Annotated in this window: 16 protein-coding genes and 1 pseudogene; 4 read left to right on the forward strand and 13 right to left on the reverse strand. The window is 34.0% G+C overall.

Going from position 1 to position 25,650, the window contains the following annotated elements:
• Nucleotides 1-4: 4 nt before the first annotated feature.
• The 7 genes from sprA to N4270_RS04135 all read right to left on the reverse strand — a co-directional run bounded on the left by sprA (nucleotide 5) and on the right by N4270_RS04135 (nucleotide 16,634).
• Nucleotides 5-7,393: a cell surface protein SprA gene (gene sprA / locus N4270_RS04105; RefSeq protein ID WP_260096124.1), complete on the reverse strand. Its 7,389-nt coding sequence runs from the start codon at nucleotides 7,391-7,393 to the stop codon at nucleotides 5-7.
• Nucleotides 7,394-7,438: 45 nt separating this feature from the next.
• Entirely contained in the window at nucleotides 7,439-8,020 is a 582-nt protein-coding gene (gene ruvA / locus N4270_RS04110; RefSeq protein ID WP_260095619.1) for a Holliday junction branch migration protein RuvA, read from the reverse strand.
• 82 nt (nucleotides 8,021-8,102) lie between these two features.
• Nucleotides 8,103-10,382 (reverse strand): NADP-dependent malic enzyme, encoded by a 2,280-nt coding sequence (locus tag N4270_RS04115; RefSeq protein WP_260095620.1) that lies wholly within the window; start codon nucleotides 10,380-10,382, stop codon nucleotides 8,103-8,105.
• Between the two features lie 171 nt (nucleotides 10,383-10,553).
• Nucleotides 10,554-11,444 (reverse strand): carbohydrate kinase, encoded by an 891-nt coding sequence (locus N4270_RS04120; protein WP_260095621.1) that lies wholly within the window; start codon nucleotides 11,442-11,444, stop codon nucleotides 10,554-10,556.
• A 19-nt stretch (nucleotides 11,445-11,463) separates the two neighbouring features.
• On the reverse strand, nucleotides 11,464-12,558 hold the full coding sequence (locus tag N4270_RS04125) for a hypothetical protein (protein WP_260095622.1): 1,095 nt from the start codon (nucleotides 12,556-12,558) through the stop codon (nucleotides 11,464-11,466).
• Between the two features lie 47 nt (nucleotides 12,559-12,605).
• Entirely contained in the window at nucleotides 12,606-13,931 is a 1,326-nt protein-coding gene (locus N4270_RS04130) for an MFS transporter (protein WP_260095623.1), read from the reverse strand.
• 132 nt (nucleotides 13,932-14,063) lie between these two features.
• The gene (locus N4270_RS04135; RefSeq protein WP_260095624.1) at nucleotides 14,064-16,634 is read right to left on the reverse strand and encodes a TonB-dependent receptor; all 2,571 of its coding nucleotides are present in this window, start codon (nucleotides 16,632-16,634) and stop codon (nucleotides 14,064-14,066) included.
• Nucleotides 16,635-16,863: 229 nt separating this feature from the next.
• Here N4270_RS04135 and N4270_RS04140 point away from each other — a divergent pair, with 229 nt between their 5' ends.
• Nucleotides 16,864-17,907 carry a LacI family DNA-binding transcriptional regulator gene (locus N4270_RS04140; protein ID WP_260095625.1) on the forward strand — a complete coding sequence of 348 codons (1,044 nt, stop codon included), beginning with the start codon at nucleotides 16,864-16,866 and terminating at the stop codon, nucleotides 17,905-17,907.
• On the opposite strand, the pseudogene N4270_RS04145 reads toward N4270_RS04140, so the two are convergent.
• Nucleotides 17,891-18,114: pseudogene (locus tag N4270_RS04145) on the reverse strand (tRNA epoxyqueuosine(34) reductase QueG); the annotation flags it as partial. The gene N4270_RS04140 and the pseudogene N4270_RS04145 overlap by 17 nt on opposite strands.
• Before the next feature lie 37 nt (nucleotides 18,115-18,151).
• Between N4270_RS04145 and N4270_RS04150 the strand changes: the two are divergent.
• The 3 genes from N4270_RS04150 to N4270_RS04160 all read left to right on the forward strand — a co-directional run bounded on the left by N4270_RS04150 (nucleotide 18,152) and on the right by N4270_RS04160 (nucleotide 21,657).
• Nucleotides 18,152-19,768, forward strand: coding sequence for a tetratricopeptide repeat protein (locus N4270_RS04150; protein WP_260095626.1), 1,617 nt, complete (start codon nucleotides 18,152-18,154; stop codon nucleotides 19,766-19,768).
• Nucleotides 19,769-19,933: 165 nt separating this feature from the next.
• Complete coding sequence (locus N4270_RS04155) at nucleotides 19,934-20,068, forward strand: hypothetical protein (protein ID WP_260095627.1); 135 nt, start codon at nucleotides 19,934-19,936, stop codon at nucleotides 20,066-20,068.
• Entirely contained in the window at nucleotides 20,065-21,657 is a 1,593-nt protein-coding gene (locus tag N4270_RS04160; protein ID WP_260095628.1) for a T9SS type A sorting domain-containing protein, read from the forward strand. Before N4270_RS04155 ends, N4270_RS04160 begins: the two co-directional genes overlap by 4 nt.
• Nucleotides 21,658-21,722: 65 nt before the next feature.
• Here the strand turns inward: N4270_RS04160 and queG are convergent, their stop codons facing one another.
• The 5 genes from queG to N4270_RS04185 form a co-directional block, all read right to left on the reverse strand.
• Complete coding sequence (gene queG / locus N4270_RS04165; protein WP_260095630.1) at nucleotides 21,723-22,658, reverse strand: tRNA epoxyqueuosine(34) reductase QueG; 936 nt, start codon at nucleotides 22,656-22,658, stop codon at nucleotides 21,723-21,725.
• 75 nt (nucleotides 22,659-22,733) lie between these two features.
• Nucleotides 22,734-22,964, reverse strand: a complete 231-nt coding sequence (locus tag N4270_RS04170) for a hypothetical protein (protein WP_260095631.1) — start codon at nucleotides 22,962-22,964, stop codon at nucleotides 22,734-22,736.
• Nucleotides 22,965-23,061: 97 nt separating this feature from the next.
• Nucleotides 23,062-23,583: a hypothetical protein gene (locus N4270_RS04175; protein WP_260095633.1), complete on the reverse strand. Its 522-nt coding sequence runs from the start codon at nucleotides 23,581-23,583 to the stop codon at nucleotides 23,062-23,064.
• A gap of 67 nt (nucleotides 23,584-23,650) precedes the next feature.
• Nucleotides 23,651-24,322 (reverse strand): hypothetical protein, encoded by a 672-nt coding sequence (locus tag N4270_RS04180; RefSeq protein ID WP_260095635.1) that lies wholly within the window; start codon nucleotides 24,320-24,322, stop codon nucleotides 23,651-23,653.
• A gap of 147 nt (nucleotides 24,323-24,469) precedes the next feature.
• Nucleotides 24,470-25,558, reverse strand: a complete 1,089-nt coding sequence (locus N4270_RS04185) for a nickel-binding protein (RefSeq protein ID WP_260095637.1) — start codon at nucleotides 25,556-25,558, stop codon at nucleotides 24,470-24,472.
• Nucleotides 25,559-25,650: the final 92 nt, after the last annotated feature.

Consider the following 25,650-nt stretch of genomic DNA (forward strand, 5'->3'; position numbering starts at 1 on the left):
CTATTTAATTTCCAAAATTGTATCGTAATGTAAATCCAGATCTGATGGTAGTTTGCGGAAACGCTGTAGATATTTCATATTCAGAGAAGGTGTAATCAAAATAGAAAATAGCCGTTAGATTTTTACTAAAAGCATAATCTGCGGTATACTTTAATCCCCAAATGGTTTGCCCTTGAGTAATTTGATTATTCTCAATATCTAAATATCTAATGATGGTTTTATTATTTCGTACCGAAATATCTGCCTTCATGTTCAAATCACTTTTAATGACTTGTTTTGGTCCTGCTAATTTAGAGCGAATACGTAAGTCTTTGATGCGATAACCTAAACCAAGAATGTACTCATTACCTCTAATCTCGGTTAATAAGTTGTTATCAAAACTCATTGATAAAATTCGGTCCTTTTTCATTTCCGCTAGAATCTTGATTGAATTTTTCATCTCAAAATCTAACCTGAATAATGGACTAAATTGTTCTTCTAAATTGATATTGCTAAAGATCGTTTGATTTTTAAAGTTTCCAGATTGATCTAATACCTCAGGGTTTTGACTTTCATAATCGACACCAGGCTGTAATAAACTAGCATCTAAATCAAGATTGGTTCTAAACTGATTTATGGTATAACTTGAACGGTAACCATGCGTAATTGAGAAACGTTTAAAATTCTTTTTAAACCATTTCATTTTCATAAAACCGGTATACTTTAATTGCCAGTTAGGAATTGGAATGTCTCTAAAAGCCGACAAGCTAATTTTATCGGCACTAGAACCTTTATAAGCAGCTAAAAATGAAGGCAATAATACAGCCTGGCTATTTTTACCAAAGCCTAAAGGATAACCTTCGCCATCTACAGCATAGTTATCATTACCATAAAAGTTTCGTGCTAAACGTCTAGCGACAATTATTCGGTTGGCTCTAAAATCTTCAAACGCAGCAGATTCATTTTCGTCACTTTTACTAAATGCCGTTTTGATTAACGCTGTTGAAATATTGAAGTTTCCGAAGGAATTCGTAATTAAGGCATTATAAGTATCACTAAAGCCATCACCATCGGTATCGGTTGTATTAAAGTTTTGGGTGGTGTTTTCCGAATAGACACGTCCACCAGTTAAATCAATATTTAGGTCTTTGATAATTTCTACATCTGCCGAAATATCTAAAATACGGTTTGTCGTCTCACTATATTGCTGGTTAAAATCTGGGAATACGGTTAGCCATCCATTTCTGGCCGCTAAGTCTCTAATATCTCTTTGACTTCCAAAAGTATACCCAAGAGTAGGCTTAAATGTGCCAATAAATCCTGGTGTTCTTAAATATCCTGGTAAATAAGATCCATTATTTTCGGTATAATTAATTTGAACACGTTTAACCGCTGTCAAAATATCAATACCAGCATTTAAAAGCTTAGACCCTTTATTGCTGTTAGCTCCAGCATTTTGATCTTTTGTAGCTAATGGTTTTCCATCTTTATCTAAGCTACCTGGCGTTGCTACTCTACGGCTACTTGCAGAAGCTCTGGTATTCTTTTTAGTTAACCCAATATGTTTATACAGTGTTTCTAAGTTGAATGTAGAATTGATATTATGCGTATTCGCATTTTGAATGGAGTTCCCTAAATTATAGGTAGTAAACGTCCCCGGATTATCTTCATTTTCAATAGGAAGATTACTATTTAAATCTGAACCTTTTTGCCATTGGAAATCTCCGGTATACGAATAGGTAGCACGCATAAAACTCAGTGTAGGAATTTTATACAGCGGTAATTCATAATTGACTTGCAGTTGCTGATTTTGAATATTAGGATCTCCTAAATCGAAAAAGCCGTCCCAAACATCCAGATTAGGATCTTGTCTACCATTAAGGACATCATCGACAAAATAATTTCTTACAATATTGGTATTAGCCGCAGTAAAGTTTAAACTCAACGCTTTGGTCAAGTTATAATTAATAGCGTATTGTGTGTTAAAATTATAATTTCTTCGGAATAATTCTTCGAGCCCGATATTATCTCCAGTGAGATCTACTTCCCTGAATTTTTGTTTATTAAACTGACGAATGATATCGGTATTTACTGAAAAACTCGTCGGAATAGGATTAAAATTAAAGTCTTTGAGGATTTTCCAATATTTACCTGTAAATAAAGAATCATTCTTTTTAAAAGGTTCAATTGTCATTGGCTCGAAGCTATAATTATAGTTAACTCCTGCTCTAATGTTTTGGCTTAAAGAACGTTCAATTTCAAAATCTCTATGTTCCTCTTTATTGTAAGAATAATTGAATGTTAAATTCTCAACATCATAAAAGCGTGGTTTTTTATCGGTTGTTCTATTTTTTCTAACACCTATAAAATTAATACTCTTACGTTTGGTATAGTTCTCGTTGACTTTTAAAATAGAATCTCTATTGTTCGTATTCTCTAATTGCGTTTGTAGTTTGATATCTCTGTAAAACTCGTCATATTCTGGTGTGATAATTTGTTCTCCAACCGCATAGTTAAATGGCAATTGAATCCCCCATTTTTTAGGCAATAATTGTCCTAAATTTAAGTTGGTAACAACATCGTATTGTTCTACATCTTCACGACTACGTTCATTAGGACGTTGCTCTACAGACCCAAATCCAATTGTGCTCTTTCGTCCTGTAGCACTTACATCGGCAAAATCGGCAAAATTAGCATCCATAGCTGCAACAGCGGCCCATCCACCTTCATTATCTAAATCGGCCAAACGCAATTCGTTAAACCATACTTCGCCACAAACGTCCATACCACTTTGACCAGAGTTTTTAACACCAACCATTAATACTCTTACATCTCCAAAGTTTGGATTACCTTTAATAGCGAGTCGTTGTTGTCCAATTGTATAAGGAGCAAATTCTGTGGTTTCAGATAATTCACTTCCTACTAAATCGTAAAAAGTCGGATCTACATTGGCTAATGTTCCGTTAGCAATTCCTAGGGATTTCATTTGTTCCAGAACATCTAACTCGATATTAATCTCATTTACTTCTGGCCAAACGGTTTCTGCAGATGCTTGTCCGGAAGACACCTGTAATGGCACTTCGATTTGATAATAGTTTTGAGTAAAGTCATTACCCATTCGAATAAAACCGACAAGATCGCCATCGTTTAAGGAGCCTACATCACCATCTTCGGCATGAATAAACATACGCAGTTTATTATACTGACGCATATCTACATTAATATTTTTAAAGACACCTCTAGAATCTTCAGGCTCTAAGCCACAAGCCTCAACTTGCAAGGATTGTTCGTTTTGTCTTATGATATTATTGTTATTATTTAATTGTTCTAAAACAACACCTGGAGGCAAGACATAATTACCATCATTCTCCTGAAGACCAACAACACCAACTGTAAATTCGGTATTATCATTATCATTATTTGGCTCATCGTCTAGAGTTAATTTATAACGTCTCCAATCACTACGAACTAAATCTAAAGTCGCAAAACGAAGTACCGTTCGTTCAGCAAAATCGGTTAAGAATAAGCGGGCAAAACGAACCGATCTAATATCGGTAATTCCTCCAATAGCTTCGGTAGGTTCTGAAATTGGAATTCTAAACTGGTAATAGGTTACTGTAGCAGACTGACCATTAGGTAAGGTTACTGATCTTGCTTTTATATCGTTAATTTGAGGGTTGTTTTCATTTAAAGTATTAGGATCTATATCTACTTCATATTGGAAATAACTATCAATGGTATTCATTGTGTTATCTCTGTTGATATCTTCAACATCTGGTTGCGGTGTAGAGCCACGATTGGTATCTGTAAATACATCTGGCGAGTTACCTTGTAGTCCATTATATTTTTTATAACGGTCAAAAATATTTCCTTCAGTATTTAAGTAGTATGTATAATTATCTTTTGCTGGGTCCTCACCAAAAGCACCACCAAACTGTGTTAATTCTTCGGCATCGTCGTAACCATCGTAACCCACATCTTGATTTGCACGCTCAGCGCCTCCAGTTGAGAATGTATAAATTAATGATTGATTTCGAGGAACAACCGTTTGGTAAACTGTTTCAGGCAATAATGGTGTGATATCACCATCTTCTGGCAATCCATTTTCATATTGTTTTTTCCCATCTTTTAATACATCTTCCGAAATATTACCTAAGTTAATAAATAGCTTTCCTGGAGATGAACCTGGAATAGTGTTCCCTGTATCATCCATAAACGGATCCATTAACCAGAATTCAATATATTCCACATTGGCTTGTTCAAAATCTGTCGATGTAATTTGTCTTGTGATACCTGCCCAACTATCATCAGGATTTAAGTTATCATCTGTAGCTCCAGGCTCAAAATTGTAAGGACCTCTTTCGGTTGGATAGTATACTAAATCCAGTGTGTTGATGACTGTACTTTGACCTTGAGCAATATCCAATTCTGGAAACACTTCATCAATAAAAACACGTCTGGTATATAAATCTGAAACATCTTCATCGCTGATATCACCCGGACGCTGATTACTATAAAAAATAGGATCAATAGTATACCAGTTTAAAAAGGCTCTATCAAATCCGTTCTGAATTCCGTTTTCATCTTCACCTCCAAAACCTGCATAAACTTTACCTAAACTTCTTGGTCTACTCGATAAAAACCATGACTGTGGTGATAATAAATCAATAGCGCCTTGAGTCCCTTCAAAATCATCTACATAAGCTGTCGCCTCGTTGTTGAAGTCGGTACCTTTTGGCGCACCAGGCGCTAAGTAAGCAAATTCACCTCTAACCGAAAGATTAGATGGCACGTCGGTATCTATATTAGGTAATTTGTTCACCAATCTTGTAAAGAAAGGAACTTCGGTAGAATAGTTTCCATTAAAGCCAAAAATGGTGTTATTAATAGGTTCTGTATTATAATTGGCTTTTTGAGTTATTGGTCGCTCATTTAAATTTAAGAATGTAGCTCCTAATACAAAATTCTCATTAAACTGATGTTCAACATTAACACCTGTAAAACGTCTTGTTTGCTGACCAAATACAGCATTGTTTTCTACAGAAACATTAATAGGAATGTTGGATGATTTTAAAGCTTCATCGATAATAAAAACACGTCCAATTTGATAATTTACAGTATAGTCCTGACCTTCAACTAAAGTTCGTCCACCAGCCGTTACAATAACAGATCCTCTTGGCACATTGAATGCGCCTAACGGAATCCCATCACCTCCTGAAGCTTTATAACGTCCTTTGATTTGGAATTTATTCTTTTCAGCTTCATCTAAAGCAGCTGTTTTAGTCTGTTTATAGAGAATATCGTAAACGTACTTTTCCTGGTTTAAGTTGGTATAAGTCTCGGCTTCGTAATCTACGTCATTATTATTAGGGTTTCCATCATCATCAAGAATATCAAAGAGGTATCGACCAAATGGTTCAGCCTTCGTGAAAATGATTTTTCCGTTTTGTGACAATACAGTCATGCCTTCAACAAAATCAAAAAACCCATCACCTCCTGCTTGCGGATCGTTATTAAAATTAAGTCGGTCTAAATGAAATAAACGAATTAAAGGCGTGTCTAATATTTCGCCATCATCAGAAGTATCAAATGGTGTGTTATTTTCAAAAACCGGAAATGAGGTTCCTTCTACAGGTGCAATATAGTTTAAAGGCGAAGCTTCGGTATAAAATATATTTAATCTAAAATCGTCTCTGTCTAACTGAAAGGCTCCCGTATCGTAGATGTTCTTCATCATCAGGTCCCAAATTGGCTGATTGACATCTGTAATTGGACTCTTAAGCATCTTCACTACAAGACTTTGTGTAGAACCTTCAGCAATAACAAAACTATCATTGATGCCATCGGCATTTATATCTGGTCCGTTATCAATAATCCCATCACCATTAACATCAGAATCGGTGTTATCGTTAATACCATCACCATCGGTATCGGTTCCGTTATCTGCCGTACCATCACCATTAACATCGACATCGGCAACGTTTGGTATCCCATCACCATCATCGTCATTATTGGTCGCCGTAGAATTGACACCATCATTAGCAAATTCACCAACCTGATACACTTCACCTCCAATAGTATATTGAAAGGCAACGGCTAAAATCTCATCATTAAGCAGTCTTTGGTTTAAGGAAATATATCCTAATTGCTGACTCAATGTATAGTCTCTTCCTTGTTCTAATTTTCTTGCATTTTCAAGTTTTCCGAAGTCAAAACCTTCGTTGGCTGGCGTTAATATCCCTTGTTCTGCAGTGGTTATATCTCTAATTGCTGGTGACAAAAACGAACCTCCTTGACCAATATCATTAGGATCGAAAGCGTTGTTATTATTATCTGGAAACTGTGAACCGGCAGGATTTATGAATCCGCCAGGAGCAACACCGCCATTAATTCCGATGGTATTAAACTCTCCAATATCCTGAAGTGCCACAATATTTCTAACATTGTCGGTTTGGTTACTTCTATTAGTTACCCAAACTTCAATTCGGGTAATTTGAATATTATTGGCGATGTATGGATAACGCAGCATCGATTGGTCATAAGTATCTCTAAAGTATTGCGCTAAGAAATAGTGTCTGTTTTCATCATAATCTCTGGCAAAAAACTCAAACTCTTCAACAGTTCCTCCACCTTGAGCGACAACAGATTGTGATTGTGATTGTTGTTCAGAAAAAATGGCTGTCACCCTTGTTTTACCAAATTGCAATTCGGTTTTTACACCAAATAAACTTTGAGCACCTGTAATTAACGAACTATTTAGTGGCATGCTCACATTACCTACTTCTATTTTTCGTACGATATCATCTTCAGTAGGAGTATATTCTAGTTTTACCAAATTTTGAAAATCGAAAGTAGATTCGGTATCATAGTTGGCTGTCACCTGAAGTCGTGTACCAACCTTACCTAATAAACTTACACTAATACGTTGATCAAAATCGAACGTAAAATTACTTCGGTTTCTAGGAGAAAAAGTGGGGTTATCCTGTTTGGTAAATAAAACACCTAGATCGACTTCGGCAGAACCCTGAGGAATCACTTCAATCGTATTACCTCCAAAAATGGTTTCAAAAAACCCAGAATTGACATAAAATTCGGGCAAAAGATTTCTTTGTTCGTCTTCGGTACCGTCTTTTTGTCCTGCAGCAGCATCAATTTTCTGCTTGTAATACATACGTTGTCTTTCGGCAAGGACGAGCTTTTGATATTCGGCAGGTGTTAAAATTAAAGGATAATTGATATTAAAATTCCCAACTGTTTCTGTATAGATATACCGATCGGTAATAGGATCATACGTATATTTTGAAACAATACTCTGCGGATTTGGTATTGAAAGTTTTCCTAAAGAAAAGGTTGTACTCGTGCTATCTTGGGCAAAGCCAAGGCCACTAACCAATACAATAGCAAGGAAAAATATGAGGCGGTATGATTTTGATAAAGTAAAGTTAGTTGAAATCAAATTTTATAAATTTTTTAAAGCTTCTTTAATAATTGTTTCTACTGTTGCGTCTGGTTGCTGGGACACAATTTTGTCTACAACTCGTTCGGATTGTTTTTTAGCAAATCCTAAAACTTCTAAAGCAGATAACGCTTCATCTTTGTTGGTATTGTTTTTATTAACAGAAACTTCGTCAATATCGTATACTTTTAGCACTTTATCCTTCAAATCGAGTATGACACGCGCAGCTGTTTTAGCTCCAATTCCTTTGATAGATTGAATTAATGCGACGTCTCCATGCGCAATCCCTTCTTTAACCTGTTGTGGTGTTAAGGAAGACAACATGGTTCGCGCTGTATTAGCACCAATACCACTAACCGAAATTAAAAGTTTGAAAATTTCCCGTTCGGCTATCGATGAGAAGCCAAATAAGGTATGAGAATCTTCACGAACAATGAGATGAGAATAAAGCTTAAGCGCTTCCTTATCAGGAATTTGAGAAAACGTATGTAATGAAATATTTAAAAGATATCCAACACCATTGCAATCTATAACTACATCTGTTGGATTCTTTTCTACCAATTTTCCTTGAATATGCGTAATCATTTACCCGCTTAAGTTAAAAACTCAAATGTAATAAAATTATTTACATTACAAAGGCGATTAGACGTCTAAAACAGTACGCCTTTTAGCTCTTCATTTTATCTTTCTGCTGAGCATCAATGACAGCTATAGCGGTCATATTTACAATTTCATCGACACTAGCGCCTAATTGAAGGATATGAATTGGTTTTTTCATTCCCATCATAATAGGCCCAATGGAGTCGGCTTTATTTAATTCTTTAAGGAGTTTGTAAGTAATATTTGCCGATTCTAAATTTGGAAATATAAGTGTATTAACCTTGCGTCCTGCTAATTTAGAAAACGGAAATATATCTTGTAACATTTCTTTGTTAAGGGCAAAATCGGTTTGCAATTCGCCATCAACTACTAAATTAGGATGTCTTTTATGTAGGTATTCTACCGCTTCTCTAACTTTTATAGCTGTTTGGTTTTTTGATGACCCGAAGTTTGAATATGAAATCATCGCCATAACAGGCTCCATACCAAACATTTTAACCACACCAGCTGTCATTTGAGCAATTTTTGTCAAGTCGGCAGCTGAAGGATTTATATTGATAGAAGTATCACTTAAAAACATAGGGCCACGTTGCGTCATCATTACGTTAGTAGTAGCCACTCTTGTTGATCCTGGAGCTAAACCAATAAGCTCTAACATGGGTTTTACCACCGAAGGGTAACTTCTAGAATACCCAGAAATCAAAGCATCTGCATCGCCCTGATTTACCATCATAGCCGCATAGTAATTACGTTCGCGTAATAATTTTTCTGCAGAATATAAGGTAACCCCTTTTCGTTTACGTTGTTCCCAATACACTTTAGCATAGGCATTTTTTCGCGCTTCTTCTTCATCGGTTTTAGGATCAATAATTTCTAAATCGGCTTCAAATTCAATCTCTTCCATCAGATTTAAAATCTTATCTCTTCGCCCTAACAGAATAGGAATTGCAATACCTTCATCATGTGCAATCTGGGCTGCCTTTAAGACATCCAATTGATCGGCTTCGGCAAAAACAACACGTTTAGGATTCAGTTTCGCACGATTTAATAAGAGTCTAACAATTTTATTATCAGACCCTAATCGCTCTAATAATTCGTCTTTATATTTTTCCCAATCTTCTATGGGCTCTTTAGCTACACCGCTTTCCATAGCAGCTTTTGCTACTGCTGGTGGTACTTCGGCAATTAATCTTGGATCAAAAGGTTTTGGAATGATATAGTCTCTACCAAAAGTCAACCGTGTTTCACCATAAGCAATATTCACCTGTTCTGGGACAGGCTCTTTTGCTAAATCTGCCAAAGCCCGAACTGCAGCCATTTTCATCGCTTCATTAATTTTTGTTGCTCTAACATCTAAAGCGCCTCTAAAAATAAATGGAAACCCAAGAACATTATTCACTTGATTAGGGTGGTCACTACGACCCGTTGCCATAATAATATCATCTCGTGTGTCTAATGCCAACTGGTAATTTATCTCTGGATTAGGATTTGCCATTGCAAACACTATGGGATCTTTTGCCATTGATTTTAGCATCTCAGGCTCTACAATATCTGCCATTGATAAACCAATAAAAACATCGGCATCTTTCATGGCTTCTTCTAAAGTATCTATTTTTCGGTGTGTGGCAAATTCGGCTTTCTCAGTACTAAGTTGTTCTCGATCATCCCTTATCACACCTTTACTGTCTAACATAACCATGTTGCTACGTTCTGCACCACAGGCTTGATATAATCGAGAGCACGAAATGGCAGCAGCACCAGCGCCACTTATCACAATTTTCACCGCTTCTATTTTTTTTCCAGCAAGCTCTAAAGCATTCAATAAGGCGGCTGCCGAAATAATGGCAGTTCCGTGTTGGTCATCGTGCATGACTGGAATATCTAATTCTTCTTTTAAACGACGCTCAATTTCGAAAGCTTCAGGTGCTTTGATATCTTCAAGGTTAATACCACCAAACGTTGGGGCAATATTTTTTACGGTTTGAATAAACGTTTCAATGTCTTCAGTATCTACTTCAATATCAAACACATCAATATCGGCAAAGATTTTAAAGAGCAAACCTTTTCCTTCCATAACCGGTTTTGAGGCTTCGGGACCAATATTTCCGAGGCCTAAAACGGCTGTTCCGTTAGAAATCACTGCAACTAAATTTCCTTTAGCTGTATATTTGTAAGCATTGTTTTTGTCTTTTTCTATTTCGAGACAAGGTTCGGCGACACCAGGTGAATAGGCTAAAGATAAATCTCTTTGCGTGGCATATTTTTTTGTTGGAACCACCTGAATTTTTCCAGGTGTTGGTTTTGCGTGATAAACTAAAGCTTCTCTGCGTTTACTTTGCTTGCTCATATACTGCGTGAATTAATCAATTTGTAGTTATAATTTGTTGACAAACCGAATTACAAATGTACGTGTTTTATGAGAAAGGTCTATACGAAAAAGTTTAATCATTAATGACTATCCAAAATACTCAAATGAATGCTTTTAGTTTAAAAAAACTTCGTTGTTTTGTTTAAATAATTAATTAGAGGTAAGCAATGCATCAATATCTTCCCGATTGATTATAGGATTAGCTCCTTCTTTTTGGGCTACAATCGCACCTACAGCACAAGCTTGATCAATAGCTTTTTGTGGATGCTCATTTTTTAATAAATAATTGATTAAAGTGGCTAAAAAAGAATCTCCAGCCCCAACAGTATCTACAACATCTACCCGATAACCATTATTTTCAAATAACTGACTATCATATAACATTACAGCTCCTTTTTCGCCTTTGGTCACACATATATGAGAGGTATTTGTTTTCTTAGAAATATAAGCTATGTTTTGCTCAATTGAATTTGATTTAGAGTCTAAATATGTACAAATTTCATGTAATTCTTCATCATTGAATTTAATAAAATCAGCATGACGCATGAGTTCTATTAAAAGTTCATAATTATAAAATGGATGTCTTAAATTGACATCAAAAATTTTGTAAGTTGCAGACTTAAGTAAATGCAACAAAGTTTGTTTAGAAGTCTTATTTCTTCCTATTAAACTTCCATAAACAAAAGCGTCAGAAGATGCTACTAAAGATGTATTTGAATCTGTAATTTCAATATCGTCCCAAGCACTAGGAAACATAATTTCATAGGACGCAGAACCCGATTCATTAATAACTACATTTACCTTACCAGTTTTTAATTCTGAATCGATTTGAACGTTATCAGAATTGACTCCTTTTTCATTAATAAACTCAAGTAATGAATCTCCTAATTCATCTTTTCCAACTTTACTAATAATAGCAACTTTATTATCTAATGATTGAAGCCTTATAGCAACATTTAAAGGTGCTCCTCCAATTGTTTTATGTGAAGGAAACACATCCCAAAGTACTTCCCCAAAACATACTATATTTAATTTTTTCATACTTTTTAAATTCTAAGTATTAGTCATTTGTTTTTAGTTCCTTCAAAAATTCGACTCTTAGTTCGTCTAAATAAATATAAAACACAGGCGCAAACGTGAGCATTAAATCAGGATCTGCAGCTTCGGTATAAGGCGCTATACAGAGTAAACGGTTATTTTTAAAATCTGATTTTAGTATGGTGAGACCAAACATATTTTTTTCACCCAATAGTTTTTCTCCTAAGGATTCCCATGGACCATTAATATCTTTAGAAGTATATACTCTCACTTCCTTTTTGATTTCTGAGTCTGGTTGATTTTCATGTAAACGGTTGCAGCTAGCGATTACCATATAATAACGTCCTTTGTCTGCATCGTAAATTATTTTAGGAACTTCTAACTGAGTAAAATCGGCTATATCGGGTACGGTAACCGGAGGATGTAATTCTGCTATATCAAAAAACACATCATTATATTTTAAGGTAGCTCTTGCCAATGCACCAGTTCTAGGGCTAATTTTAGCTGCCCAAAAAATATTTAATTCACCATCTTTATCATAAAAAATAAAGGGATCTCTCCAAGACATAATTGGCCCATCTTTTTCACCCAAATTACTTCCCAAATTTTCTACTGAATCTAGATAATATCCTTTTCCTGTAATAGTCTTCCAATCTCTAGTAGGTGAAGATATGATATGATTTTGAATAGTATCAACCGTGTAACCTTCTTTTGATGTTCCGATAGCTATATTTTGTCTGAAATTATGGGTTGAATCTAATGCTTCAAGACCTGTAAAAGCAACTAATTTTTCACCATTAGGCATCGGCTCAACACTTCCACTCCAAATAGTTCGATAATTATGCTTTGAGACGTCTTCTGGTTTTAAAAAACAACCTTGATCTTCCCAACTTAATCCATCATCTAATGAGGTGAAATGTCTTATATGAAAAGGAAAATCATTACGATTAGTGGGTTCAAGCAATTCTCCATTGGGCTTATGACGTGAAATAGCCAAACAATATAAATGTATTATGTTATTTTCAACATAAGACCATGAATCCCATAAGTATAAATATGGATGTCGAATACCATTCACAAATTTCTTTCTGTAAGCATCGGGAATATAATTCATCATAAATAATCTCTAATTTATCTGTTTAAAAATATTTGATTGATTTTTCTTTAACTCTTAGGAGTTACTGACAACTGTTTTTTTGTTGTCATTAATAAGGTGCAAACTGTAGCAATAAGCAATAACACTCCAGCAAATGTAATGGCTTGACGAGGATCATTATCTAAAAAATTCTTTAGAATGTATCCAAAAGTTAGTGTTTGTAAGATCATAGGAATCACAATCATCATGTTAATTATTCCCATGTAAACTCCATATCGTTCTTTAGGGATATTAGACACTACCATTAAGTAAGGGATGCCCATCATACTCGCCCAACCAATACCAAAACCTGTTATTGCGAAAAATAAAATGTTTTTATTTTCAATATGAGGGAATGTTAAAAAACCTAATGCTGCAATAATTAAACAAAAAGCATGTACTTTTTTGGGACTGTATTTTTTTGCAAAACCTACTAAGGCAAAAGCAACTAAAAATGTTACAACATTGTACCAGCCATTTACTAAACCTGTCCAACTAACTGCCTCACTATAGACTTCAGGGTTACTGCTTGGCGTGACATTCCATACTGAAAGCGCCACACTCTTTGATGAGTTTTGCCAATAACAAAATAGTGCATACCATTGAAAAAGGTAGACTAAGGCTAATTGCCACATTACTTTTGGCATGTCCTTTATAGCTGAAAATATTTCAATTAGAGGCCCTAAAACACTTCTTTTTTCGCTTCTAAGTTTAGCTAATTCTTCTTCTGTTGGAGGGATCTCTTTAGTTTTACTAATACTCCACAATATAGTTCCTATGGAGCATACTGCTCCTAAAAAAAAAGAAGCATAAACCCAAGTTGGTAAAGCTCCTGTTGTTCCAATAAAAATTAACGGGAAAACAAATAATGACACGTTAGCTAATACCTGACCTAAGCCTGTAAAAAAACTTTGCATTTGAAAACCTAAAGGCTGTTGCGCCTCGTCTAGTTTATCTGCAATTAATGCTCGATAGGGTTCCATTGCTGTATTGTTTCCTGCATCTAAAATCCACAATAAACCTGCAGCCATCCATAAAGAACTACTAAATGGAAACGCTAATAGTGCCAAACTGCATAAAATTGCTCCTATTAAGAAAAAGGGTTTACGCCTTCCAAATTTTGGACTCCATGTTTTATCACTTAAAGCTCCAACAATAGGCTGAACCAATAAGCCAGTAACTGGACCAGCTAAATGAAGTAACGGTATTTGATCTGGGCTAGCTCCTAAGAAATCATAAATTGGCGTTACGGCACTTTGTTGTAATCCAAAACTATATTGAATGCCAAAAAATCCAACATTCATATTTAGAATTTGCCAGAAACTTAATTTTGGTTTATTTAGAAAGGTTCCCATCTCGTATTGAATTAACTTATCTAATGTACTCTTTAATTTTTAGAAAAAGAGTCAATGCTATTAAGGGCATTGACTCTCTAACTCAAATCAATCTAAAAAACTCAATAAATTTTACTAACACTTAAAATTTATTTAAAAACTATAATTTAAACCTAAAGAAATAGAACGTCCTGGTACAGGTCTAACTCTCAAATAATTTGTTTGACCTTCAATAATACTTCCTTCTTCCGATTCAGTTATTCCTAATGAATCAAATAAGTTATTAGCTGATAGGTTTGCATTAAGATTGTCAGTTATTCCGATATTTATAAAGCTGTTTATGATTACAAATCCTGGTAACACTAACTCATTTGAATCTTGAGCGTAGGCTTTACTTTGACCAATAAAGCTTAAGCCAAATGCATTTTTATTTGTTTTTCCGAAGTTATACGTTGGAATGAAATTATATATAAAATCAGGTTGTCTTCTAGGTTTGTTTCCTGCGTTATCTCCAGAATCAATTTCTGCATCTGTAAATGTTAAACCACCTCGAACATTAAAATCTTCACTAAATCTATAAGATCCTTCTATTTCAATACCAACTGACTTATAATCATTTTCGATTATACTGTTAGAAGTCGCCTCAAAACCACCTTCTTCTATAGTTTTAGCAAAGAATAATGTTGCATAAAGCGATCCTTTTTCAAATCCTCTTTTGTAACCTATTTCAGCTTGATTAATAAAATCTAAGGCGTTAATACGATCACTATTGGTATAATCTAAACCTGCAAATAAAATTCGATCTGCTTTTGCAGCACCACCTCTACTATAACGAGCGAATACAGCTTCATTTTCTTTGAGTAAATAATTTGCACCTAATGAAAAAGACACATAATCGTAATCATAATTAACCGTTGTGGCATTGGTTAGATCTATAGACTGAACTGTTTGTTCTGGTAAAGAGATTTCTCCGTCATTATTGACATCATATACTGATGTAGCTGGTCCAGCAAATGACCCATCAACTTGACCTTTATCGAAACGAATACTCGCATCAATATTTAATTTATCTGATGCTTCAAAAGCAAGTGCTAAATAAGGTGCTGAAGTATTATATCTTGTATCATAACTACGTTGGCAACAGTTACCAAAAAATGCAGCACCATAGCCTACAAGACCATTCACAGAAAGAGGCGTTCCTCCAGCATCAAGCGCGTCAATTAATCTTGCGTCTTCACCAGAAGCTTCTAATAAATAAGAGTTCCAGAGCCAAGACATAGATACATTTTGAATGCCTTTAAAATAACCAACAGTAACATCTAATTTATCAAACTTTTTCGATAAACGAATGTCATTCATAAAGTTATTAAAGTTATTTAATTGTGTATCAAACAACACAACAGGTGTTAATAAGGATGAACCACTTACGGCACCATCACCATTTGCGTAAACTAATGAATCATAACCATTATTAGTAGCAAAATCACCAGCTAAAAAATCGCTTGCTGTAGAAACACTTGCAGGAAATGGAGAGTTAAACCCACCTTTATTAGATGAGAATCTTCCATTGTTTGTAATCTTAAAATTATCTCCTAAGTCGAATGAAGCTTGTACGCCAAAAGAAGTTGAGATTGGATTCATCCCATCACTTACATTAGACCGTCTTAATTCACCACTAGCACCCAAACCAACATTCTGGTCTAAATACGGTGTATGTAATGTTTGATTATTAGCATCAAAATTAGGAATATTTTCAAAATCCGGATCTGCGTTTGTACCTGTTACTTGAATTGGGTTTGGTAAATATGCAATGGCTTTATCATTTAAATACTTAGCAAAAATTCTTACATGACCTTTTTCAAACTCTTTGGTTAAATTAAATTTGAATTGTCCACCATTATTTGCTGTGTAGCCAGCATCTCTAATACCTTCACCAACTCTATAGAAACCACCCATATGAAAATAAAGTCCTTCAGCAATAGGAGCGCCATAGTCAAAATCTGTTCTAAAATTTCCATAATCTAATCCAAAGGATGTTGCAATTGAACCACCTTCAGTTTTCCCTGTTTTGCTGATTAAGTTTATAATTGCACCTGGTGAATTTGAAGATAAAGTAGATGCAGAACCACCTCTAATTGCTTCTATTCTTCCAATATTAGCATCATATCTTGTAAATATATCTGCGGTAGCAAATGACATATCTCCAAATAACAAAACTGGTAAACCATCTTCTTGAAGTTGTACATATTTTGATCCTCCAGAAGATACAGGTACACCTCTAACTGCAATATTAGAATTCCCTTCTCCACCAGAAGACTCCGAACGAATACCTGGTATTGTTCTAAAAATCTCTGCAGTTGTTCTAGGAGCAGATTGCTCGATAACTTTTGGTCGCATTGTGGTTACAGACACACTAGATTCTATTCTAGATTTTGGATTAGTTACACCTGTAATAATGATTTGATCCAGAGACTCTGCATCTTCAGTCATTGTAATATTTACAGTGATGTTTTCACCATCTACTGTAACATTTTTAGTGAATTTTGAATACCCTAAATAAGTAGCATTCAAAACATATGTTCCATTTTCAACATTTGAAATGGTGTAATTCCCATCAAAATCTGAAACGCTACCCTGTGTGGTTCCATCAAGAACAATATTAACTCCTGCCAAAGGCATACCTGCTTCATCAGATATCTTACCTGATATATCTGACTGTGCCATAACGGTAGATATAGACATCATTAATAGAAGCAATAAACTGTAACATTTTTTAGTTGTGATCATTTTTAGTCTATTTTTAATAATTTGACAATTATTTTGGTTTATTATTGGCTAATCTATATTTATTAGGCCAAAAAAAGATAAAATAATAATCGAAAACGTTTTCGATTTACCGAAAACGTTTTCGATTTGACTTTTTTTTACTATTTTGTATCAAAATTTATCCATTTTGAAACCTATAACCTTAAAAGAAATTGCAGAAATTTTAGACATTTCTGTAACTACAGTTTCTAAAGCTTTAAAAGACTATCCCGACGTTAGCAAAAAAACAAGAAAATTAGTTCGAGAAACAGCGGCACAATTAAATTACAGGCCTAATTCATTTGCTGTTAACTTAAGAACTAAAGAATCGAAAACCATTGGTTTAATTATTCCTGAAATTGTGCATCATTTTTTCTCTTCAGTGATAAAAGGAATAATTGCTCAAGCAGAAAAAAAAGGGTATCTCGTTATAACATTACAGTCTAATGAATCCTACACACTTGAGAAAAAGCAAATTGATTTATTGCTCAGTAAACACGTTGATGGGATATTAATATCACTTGCCAATGAAACATCTGATTTTAAACATATAACTGATGTTATTGATCAAGATAAGCCTATTGTCATGTTTGACAAAATTGCAAAAATTGTAAATTGTTCTAAAATTATTATCGACGACCGTAAAGCAGCTTACATTGCGACTCAACATCTTATTGACACAGGTTGTAAACGCATCGCTCATTTTAGAGGTCCGTTATTACCACAAAATTCAATAGATCGTTTTCTTGGGTATAAAAAAGCTTTAATAGATAATAATTTACCTTATGATCCTTCTCTTGTCTACATTTGTGATTGTAGTGATATGAGTTTTGAAGAAGGAAAAACAAATGCTGCACAATTGTTAAAAGATCACAATGATGTTGATGGTATTTTCATCAACACAGATATGGTAGCTATTGGAGCGATAACAGAATTTAATAAACGAGGCGTAAAAATACCTGAAGACATTTCTATTGTTGGTTTTAGTAATTGGTTTATGTCTTCAGCAATAACACCTACACTTTCGACAATTGATCAACCTGGTTATCAAATGGGAAAAATGGCTTTTAAGCAATTATATAAAGAGTTAAGAGCTGCAAAAAAAGGAAAAGAAATACATCCCAAAATCATAGAACTCGAAACCGCTCTTGTCAAAAGGAATTCTACTAAATCAATTATTTCAAAAACTTAATATTCCGCTGTAAACCTTCAAATTTTGTGCGTTTAACTGCCGATTTTTTAAACACTTTTCTAAAGGTATCTTCCGTAATTTCTTCCCAATCTTTCTTAGTCATTGCTCATAACTCAGGATATGGATTGAACAGAGGTTCGCTATGTGGCTTTGAAAAATGATTCTACAACCAAACATCTAATCATCAAATTGTACTTTAAAATCTGAAATAAAATTACCTATCTTTAACACAGTAATACATTATATGCTAAAATATATACGTCTCATAATCCTATTAATTAGCAGTTTAAGTTACTGTCAATCTCCAGTTGATAAATTAATTGACAGTCTGAACCTTACTGACAGCCCTAAAAAAAAGATAGTATTAAGTCAGCAGATAGCTTTTCAACTCAAGGATACAGATTGGGAACGTGCTATCACTTATTTAGAACTGGCTGAAAGTGAAGCTAAAAAATCTGAAAATCCGAATCTCCACTTAGCACCTATTTATTTTACGATAGGTCAAATGTATTCTTCAAAAGACGTCTTAGATGTTACATTAGATTACTATCAAAAAGCATACAATATTTACAATGAAACCAATAATAGTGAGGAAGCTTCCAAAACTGAAAACAACCTATCTATTATTTATGCGCGTTTGAACGACAAAGAAAAAGCCTTAAAGCATTTTAAAAATGTGTATAATTATCAAGTTAAAGAAAATGATTCACTCAGGTTAGCTCAAATACTTAATAATATTGGTACACTTTATTTAGAAACCAATGTCGATTCATCATTGCTTTATTATCAAAAAGCATTTGAAATTTCAAAAACACTTGGCAATACTTCTTTAAGCGCATATGTTTACACCAATTTAGCTAGAAGTTATACTTCAAAAAATGACAGCATCAATGCAGCGTATTTTTTAAACAAAGCGATTTCCATTGCAAATGTTGTTGAAACACCTACAAAAGCTTTTGTTTACCAATCTGTTTCTGAATATTATCTCAACCGTCAAGAAAATGATTCTGCTATTGTTTATGCTAAAAAAACTATAAATTTACTAAAAGACAATTATTACAGTTTTAGCAACAAAAATGCTGTGAACACGCTATATAAAGCGTATATCAATAAAGAAAATTATAAAGATGCAGCGGAATATTTTGAAGTCTTTAACACCATTCGTGATAGCCTAAATATTGAAGAAAAAGCCGTTAATGTTGAACGCTTAAAATTACAACAAGAATACAGAACTCGGGCACAAATAGAAGCGTTAAAAGCTGAAAAAAAACAATTCAAATATATTTTGATTGGTTTGAGTTTAATTGCTAGTATTTTATTACTCCTTATTTTACTCATAAAATATAAAAACCGAATCACTAACAATCGTTTGGAAAAAGAATTGCTTGAAACTAAACAAAAAGAATTATCCTATAGCTTAGATGCTAAAAACAAGGTGCTTATAGGAAAAGCAATGACCGAAATGCATCGAACCGATATCATCAACAGTATTTTAACAGACTTAAAACAAATTAAGCTTAAAGCTGTTAAAAAAGAAACCCAGCAAGCTATCGATTTTATTTTAAAACGTTTACAACGCGATCTTAATACCGACATTTGGCAAGAATTTGAAGTCAGTTTTGAACAAGTCCATAAATCGTTTTATAAAAACCTAACCCAAAACCATCCAGATCTTACTCCTAAAGATCGCAGACTTTGTGCTTTATTATTTCTAGATTTAACGTCTAAAGAAATCTCTCAAATTACGGGGCAATCGTTTAAAGCAGTAGAAAATGCACGTACCAGATTACGTAAAAAGCTGAATCTTACCAACGAAAAAGTCAACTTATCAACTTATTTGAACTCATTATCTTTAAATTAGCTTGCACTATTCATACTCAATAAATAATTGATTATGAGTTAATTAAACTTATTCGAGTGGTTTTAATAGGTTCATTATTTGTGATTGAGTGTTTTAACAATGGGCTTGTTTTTTTTAATCAAGTAATGCCATCTTAGATTTGTATCTGTATAATAAAAACAGAACATGCCTTCAGAATCAAAACATAATGATACTAAAAGTTTAGAAGAATTATTAGAAGCCTCTAAAATCAAAAAAGAGGCTTTGAAAAAAATTATAGGCAAAATAAATTCTTACATAAATAAATCAAAACAATCATGAAAAAAATTACACTTTTAATGGTTAGCATATTAATGACCTTTATAACTCATGCGCAATGGAATAGTGATACAGCAACCAATCTACTATTAGCAGATCTAACTACTGGCACCATAGAATCGGTTACAACATCAAACGGAAACACTTATACTTTAATTTGGAGTGAAGTACCTTCTCCTGCAAATTATGAGCTTCGTATTCAAAAAACAGATGCATTAGGAAACATTCAGTTTGGAGATCAAGGCGCTTTAATTAGTGATACCTTACCAATGAGTTCGTTTACCCAAGTTTCGAGTTTAACTACGGATGCTAATGAAAATATTTACGTAGGTGTTACGGCAACTAATGGAAACGGAGGTTATGCTTTCAAATTAGATAGTAACGGAAATCATCTCTGGGATAGTAATGGAATTAGCTTAGGTGTTGGCTATATTGTTCGGTTACTTCCTTTAGCTTCTGGAGAGACAATTATTACATGGCTTAGTGGTTCTTTTAATGGAACTATACAAAAATTTGATACGAGTGGAAATTCGCTTTGGACAAATCCTGTAGAACTTGGTTCTGGAACTGTACCTGCTAATTCTTATGAATTATCTAATGGTAGTATTACAATCGTGTATCATGTTTTACTTTCTGGAATTACCTCTAGACTTTATGCACAAAACATTGATACTAATGGAAATACACAATGGGCTACACCTCCTCAATTATTTGCAAATGGTAACAATACAGCTTATAATGTAAAATATAGCGGGCTACAAGATGGAGATGTTATTTATATGTCTTACAAATTAGCACATGACAATCGTTTTGACGCTTATGTGCAACGCATTAATGCAGATGGGACATTACCTTGGGGAATTACTGGTGTCGATTTTGACACCAATCAAACCGATTATGAGCAAGAAATACAAATAGCAATGTCTCCTGGTTCGCAAAACCTATTTGCTTTATGTAGATACACAGGTTCAGGACAAGGCGATAGTGGTATTTTTCTTCAAAAGTTTGATAAAGAAACTGGAGCGAGACAATTAACAGATAATGCTAAAGAAATTTATGCAATAAGCAATAATGTAAGTCCGATTGGAGATTTCAGATTGAGTCAAGACCAACCTGTGTTTCTAACAGTTGAAGGCAATGAGCTTAATATCAATTTATTAGATAGCAATGGTGATTTTGTTTGGACAGAACAATCAAAACCTATAGCAACTTATGCGGCTGGAAAATCCCATGTGAACTTAAATAAAATATCAAATGCTGAATTGGTTGCAACATTTACCGAAGATAGAGGCTCTGGGGAACAAGCTTATGCTCAGAATTTTACAGATAATGCATTGTCAGTTTCTGATTTTGATACAGAAAACTCATTACAATTTATCAACCCAATCCATGAGATTTTAACCTTAAAAAGTGAACGTGAATTAAAATCTGTTTATGTCTATAATGCATTGGGGCAATTGGTTTCTAAATCGCAAAACATACATTCCAATAAAGCGACAATAGATGCACAAAACTGGAGTCGTGGATTGTATTTGGTAACGATAAAAACAGTTCAAAACCAAATGCAAAACCTTAAGATTATAAAAAAGTAAATCCCTATATTTAATAATCTCTATAAAAGCTCTTTTGATTAATTTCGAAAGAGCTTTCTTCTTTTTCAATCGTTCAAAAATCTAATATTCCGCTGTAAACCTTCAAATTTTGTGCGTTTAACTGCCGATTTTTTAAACACTTTTCTAAAGGTATCTTCCGTAATTTCTTCCCAATCTTTCTTAGTCATTGCTAATAATTCGGGATGCGGATTAAAGAGAGGTTCATTATGTGGCTTTGAAAAGCGATTCCACGGACAAACATCTTGGCACACATCACAACCAAACATCCAATCGTCAAACTGGCCCTTAAATTCTGATGGGATATTGTCTTTGAGTTCTATCGTAAAATACGAGATACATTTGCTGCCATCAACAACATACGGTTCTGTAATGGCTTCTGTTGGACACGCATCAATGCAGGCAGTGCAGGTTCCGCAGTGATCAGTGACAGGTGTGTCGTAATCTAACTCTAAATCGATAATCAATTCAGCAATAAAATAAAACGACCCGATTTGTTGCGTCAATAAGTTGCTATGTTTACCTATCCAACCCAAACCCGATTTGGCTGCCCATGCTTTATCTAAAACTGGTGCCGAATCGACAAAAGCGCGTCCATGAACATCACCTATTTCATCTTGAATAAAATAGAGCAAAGACTTTAACTTGTCTTTAATGACAAAGTGGTAATCGGTTCCGTAAGCATATTTTGAAAGCTTATAGCTTTCTGGGTTTTGTGTTTCGGATGGAAAATAATTCAACAACAAAGACACCACACTTTTTGAACCTTCTACCAGTTTTGTTGGGTCAAGGCGTTTGTCAAAATGGTTTTCCATGTAACGCATGTCACCATGGGCATTATTCTTCAGCCATTTTTCAAGGCGAGGTGCTTCTTCTTCTAAAAACTGAGCTTTGCTAATACCACAAGACAAAAATCCGAGGCGTTTGGCTTCGGATTTTATTAAGGCGGTCCAAATTTCTTTAGTGCTTTGTTTGTGAGACACAAGTGACATTTTACAAGTACTAAAATACACTTTATAATTCATTCAAAAAACCAACCTAGAGTCAAAAGTTAGGATTTAGAAATAAATATCAATATCCTTCTGGGTTAATATATTATTGAAATCAATTTCTGATGCTTTTTTTATTGACTTAACAATATTATTAATGTAGTAGCTTAAAAAAAGAATCAATTCTGCTAGTACAAGTAACCAAGTGTTTATGCCATTTAACAGTTGATTAATGGGTTCTGCTATAAGTGCTGTTGTATTTATAAATATGAGCGCAATAATAACGATTGAAGTTTTCATATTATATGGTTTTACATTAGTCCTTAAAAAATTAAATTGAACGTATCAAATAGTAAACCTTTTAAGTCAATACATTTGAAAATTAGGTGTGTTCTTTTTAATCAAGTGTCATGTTGAGCCTGGCAAAAATCCCATCAGGATTTTCTAAACCAATCCACACGTGTAGTGTCCACATGCTATCCATGGTACTTATTTCCCAAACATCTTCTGTACCAGTATAACCTTCTGGTGCTGGTGGCGGATTATCTAGATCTTCTATTGGCACTAAATATTCAACGCCAACAAACTGCATCACATCATTCTCGTCTGGTACAAACAACAAGGCTTCAGGTTTTTCTATTTCAAATACATTGTCTATTAATTCCAGTTTAATATAATGGTGTCCCATGTTAGGCATATAGCCAGTTGCATCAATATTCCAACCTGCTGCCATAGCATCATTTATAGCACTTATTGGGTTTATGGCTGCCCTTAATTGGTTGACTTCAATTTGCCAGGCTTCAAGTTCTGGTGCTGAATCGTCATCATTATTACAACTGACTAACAAAAGTGCTGCTATTAATAAAGCAAATAAAGTGCTATAATAAACTGTCTCTTTATTGTTTTTTAAATTTTTCATGATTATTAGTTTTTATGTTTATAACTTGTTTCTATACTCTCTAATAATGCGCCTATGAAAAATAGACTTATAATTTAATTATATTTTCTGATTCTTCCATCTTAGAAACATCAAATAAAATATCCTTATCTAATTCTTCTTCTTGACGGTTTTGATAATCTCTTCTTATTTTAGATTCAAAAGCGAGCTTCTCAACTAATCCTTCAGGTATAAAGTGTGTAGGAGGGTCATTTGCAATTTCTGGCATCTTGCAAACTGCTGCATATATTAATATATTAGCTATTAAGCATTCTACATCACCACGCCATGTTCCATCTAATAGCAAATCTGTATTAGCAGCAGCTTCTATTTGAGGCCAAAATATAGGTGATGATAACAACTCGTATTGAAAACCATCTTGGGTAATTATCTTGACAATTGCTCTTAAATCAAAAGTTTCAAACCAGTTCTTTAATATAATTGTAGAAGATTCATTGTTAACCCAAATGCCTTCTATTTCTCCATTATTCTTTACTTTGGCAGCATAATAAACCTGCTGATCAGTTTTAAAAGATCTATGGTGTGAAATATGATGTTTTTTATTACCATTGATTTTAATTCCATCTTCTAAATATTCAAAATGCACAGCCTTAATATTAAATTCATGCTTCCAACTTGTAAATTTTATACCTTTTATTTGTAAACCTCCTGAAAGTGCTATCCCTACGCAAGCACTTAATCTCCTATTGTTAATTGACATAATTTTATGTATTTATATTTTTTAAAAAATAATTGATTTGGTAGTTAGATCTAATTCTAAATGCACCTTCAACGTCACTAAATTATGCAGTAAAACTCTAAGTATCTGACAAAAACAATTCAATTACTTGTAAAATTAGACCAAAGGCTAATTTTTGAGAAGTTCTTTGGGTTGAATACCAAACCGTTTTTGGAAACACTTTGTAAAATAGGAAGGACTACTGAAACCAGAGTCGAATGCTGTTTCAGAAATATTATTATTGCTGTCAAAAAGTTCGAGTGCTTTTTGGAGTCTAAATTCTTTGAGTAAGGCATTAAGAGACATCCCAGTTAAGGATACACTTTTTCGATATAATTCAGATTTACTCATCGACATTTGCCTACTAAAGTCTTCAATCTTAAATTCTGGGTTTTGCCAATTATTATGAAGTGTTTGGGCCAACATTTCAGTAAATAAATCTTCTGAAGTATTAATACAGGTAATGCCTTCATTGGCTAATAGTTTTTCATATTCTCTTTTGTACATCTCCCTAATCATAGGTGAAATAACAATTTGTGCGCTATTACTAAACTTACATATAAATTTTGCATAATTGATAACATCACCAAAAATCTGTTTGTTCTTTGTAACAGGTAATCCGCCATGTAAACTCATTTGCAAACCTATCTTTTTGCCACTATCTTGAAGTTGCTTCTGTATGGCCAAAGCGCATTCTACAGCTTTAAAAACGGTTCGAAAAGACAGTACAAATTCTTCGCTTCTAATCTCTCTACCTCCATGAGTTTTTGCAAGATCACTTACACATGTTTTATAATCTTTGAGCCAGCGCTTGGTATTAGACTCGCCATATTTATATTCTAATAATTTTGTGTTTTCCCGAGTACAAACCAGCACAATTCTAAATGCTGGATCATTGAAAATCTTTAAACCTGTTAACCCGTCTATTAGATAGGTTTCCGGATCTTTTAATCGTCCTAAAAACATATTGACAACCTTGTCATCTACTTCAATGATTTCTATAGGTGCGACTCCCAAAGCTTTAAGATGGGTTTTACGTAAATCTTCTTTAGTTGGTGCTTCTGCCAAACAAAACGCTCTACCTCTTTCAACATCAACCCAATAGGTGATACATTTACAATTAAACTCATCTTGAACTTTTAAATCTGCCGCATGTCCTTGAGCCACCATTTCTGGTGTTAACCCTGGAACAACGTGTAAATCCATGTAAAAAGGCATCCTTATATTTTTTTTATGTTTAAAATTTATAAATCTTAATTCGCTGACAAATAGATATAACTCGATTAACATTCAGCATCACACTTGTAGGT

This window comes from Psychroserpens sp. SPM9, from assembly GCF_025153525.1.
Taxonomy (GTDB): Bacteria; Bacteroidota; Bacteroidia; order Flavobacteriales; family Flavobacteriaceae; genus Psychroserpens.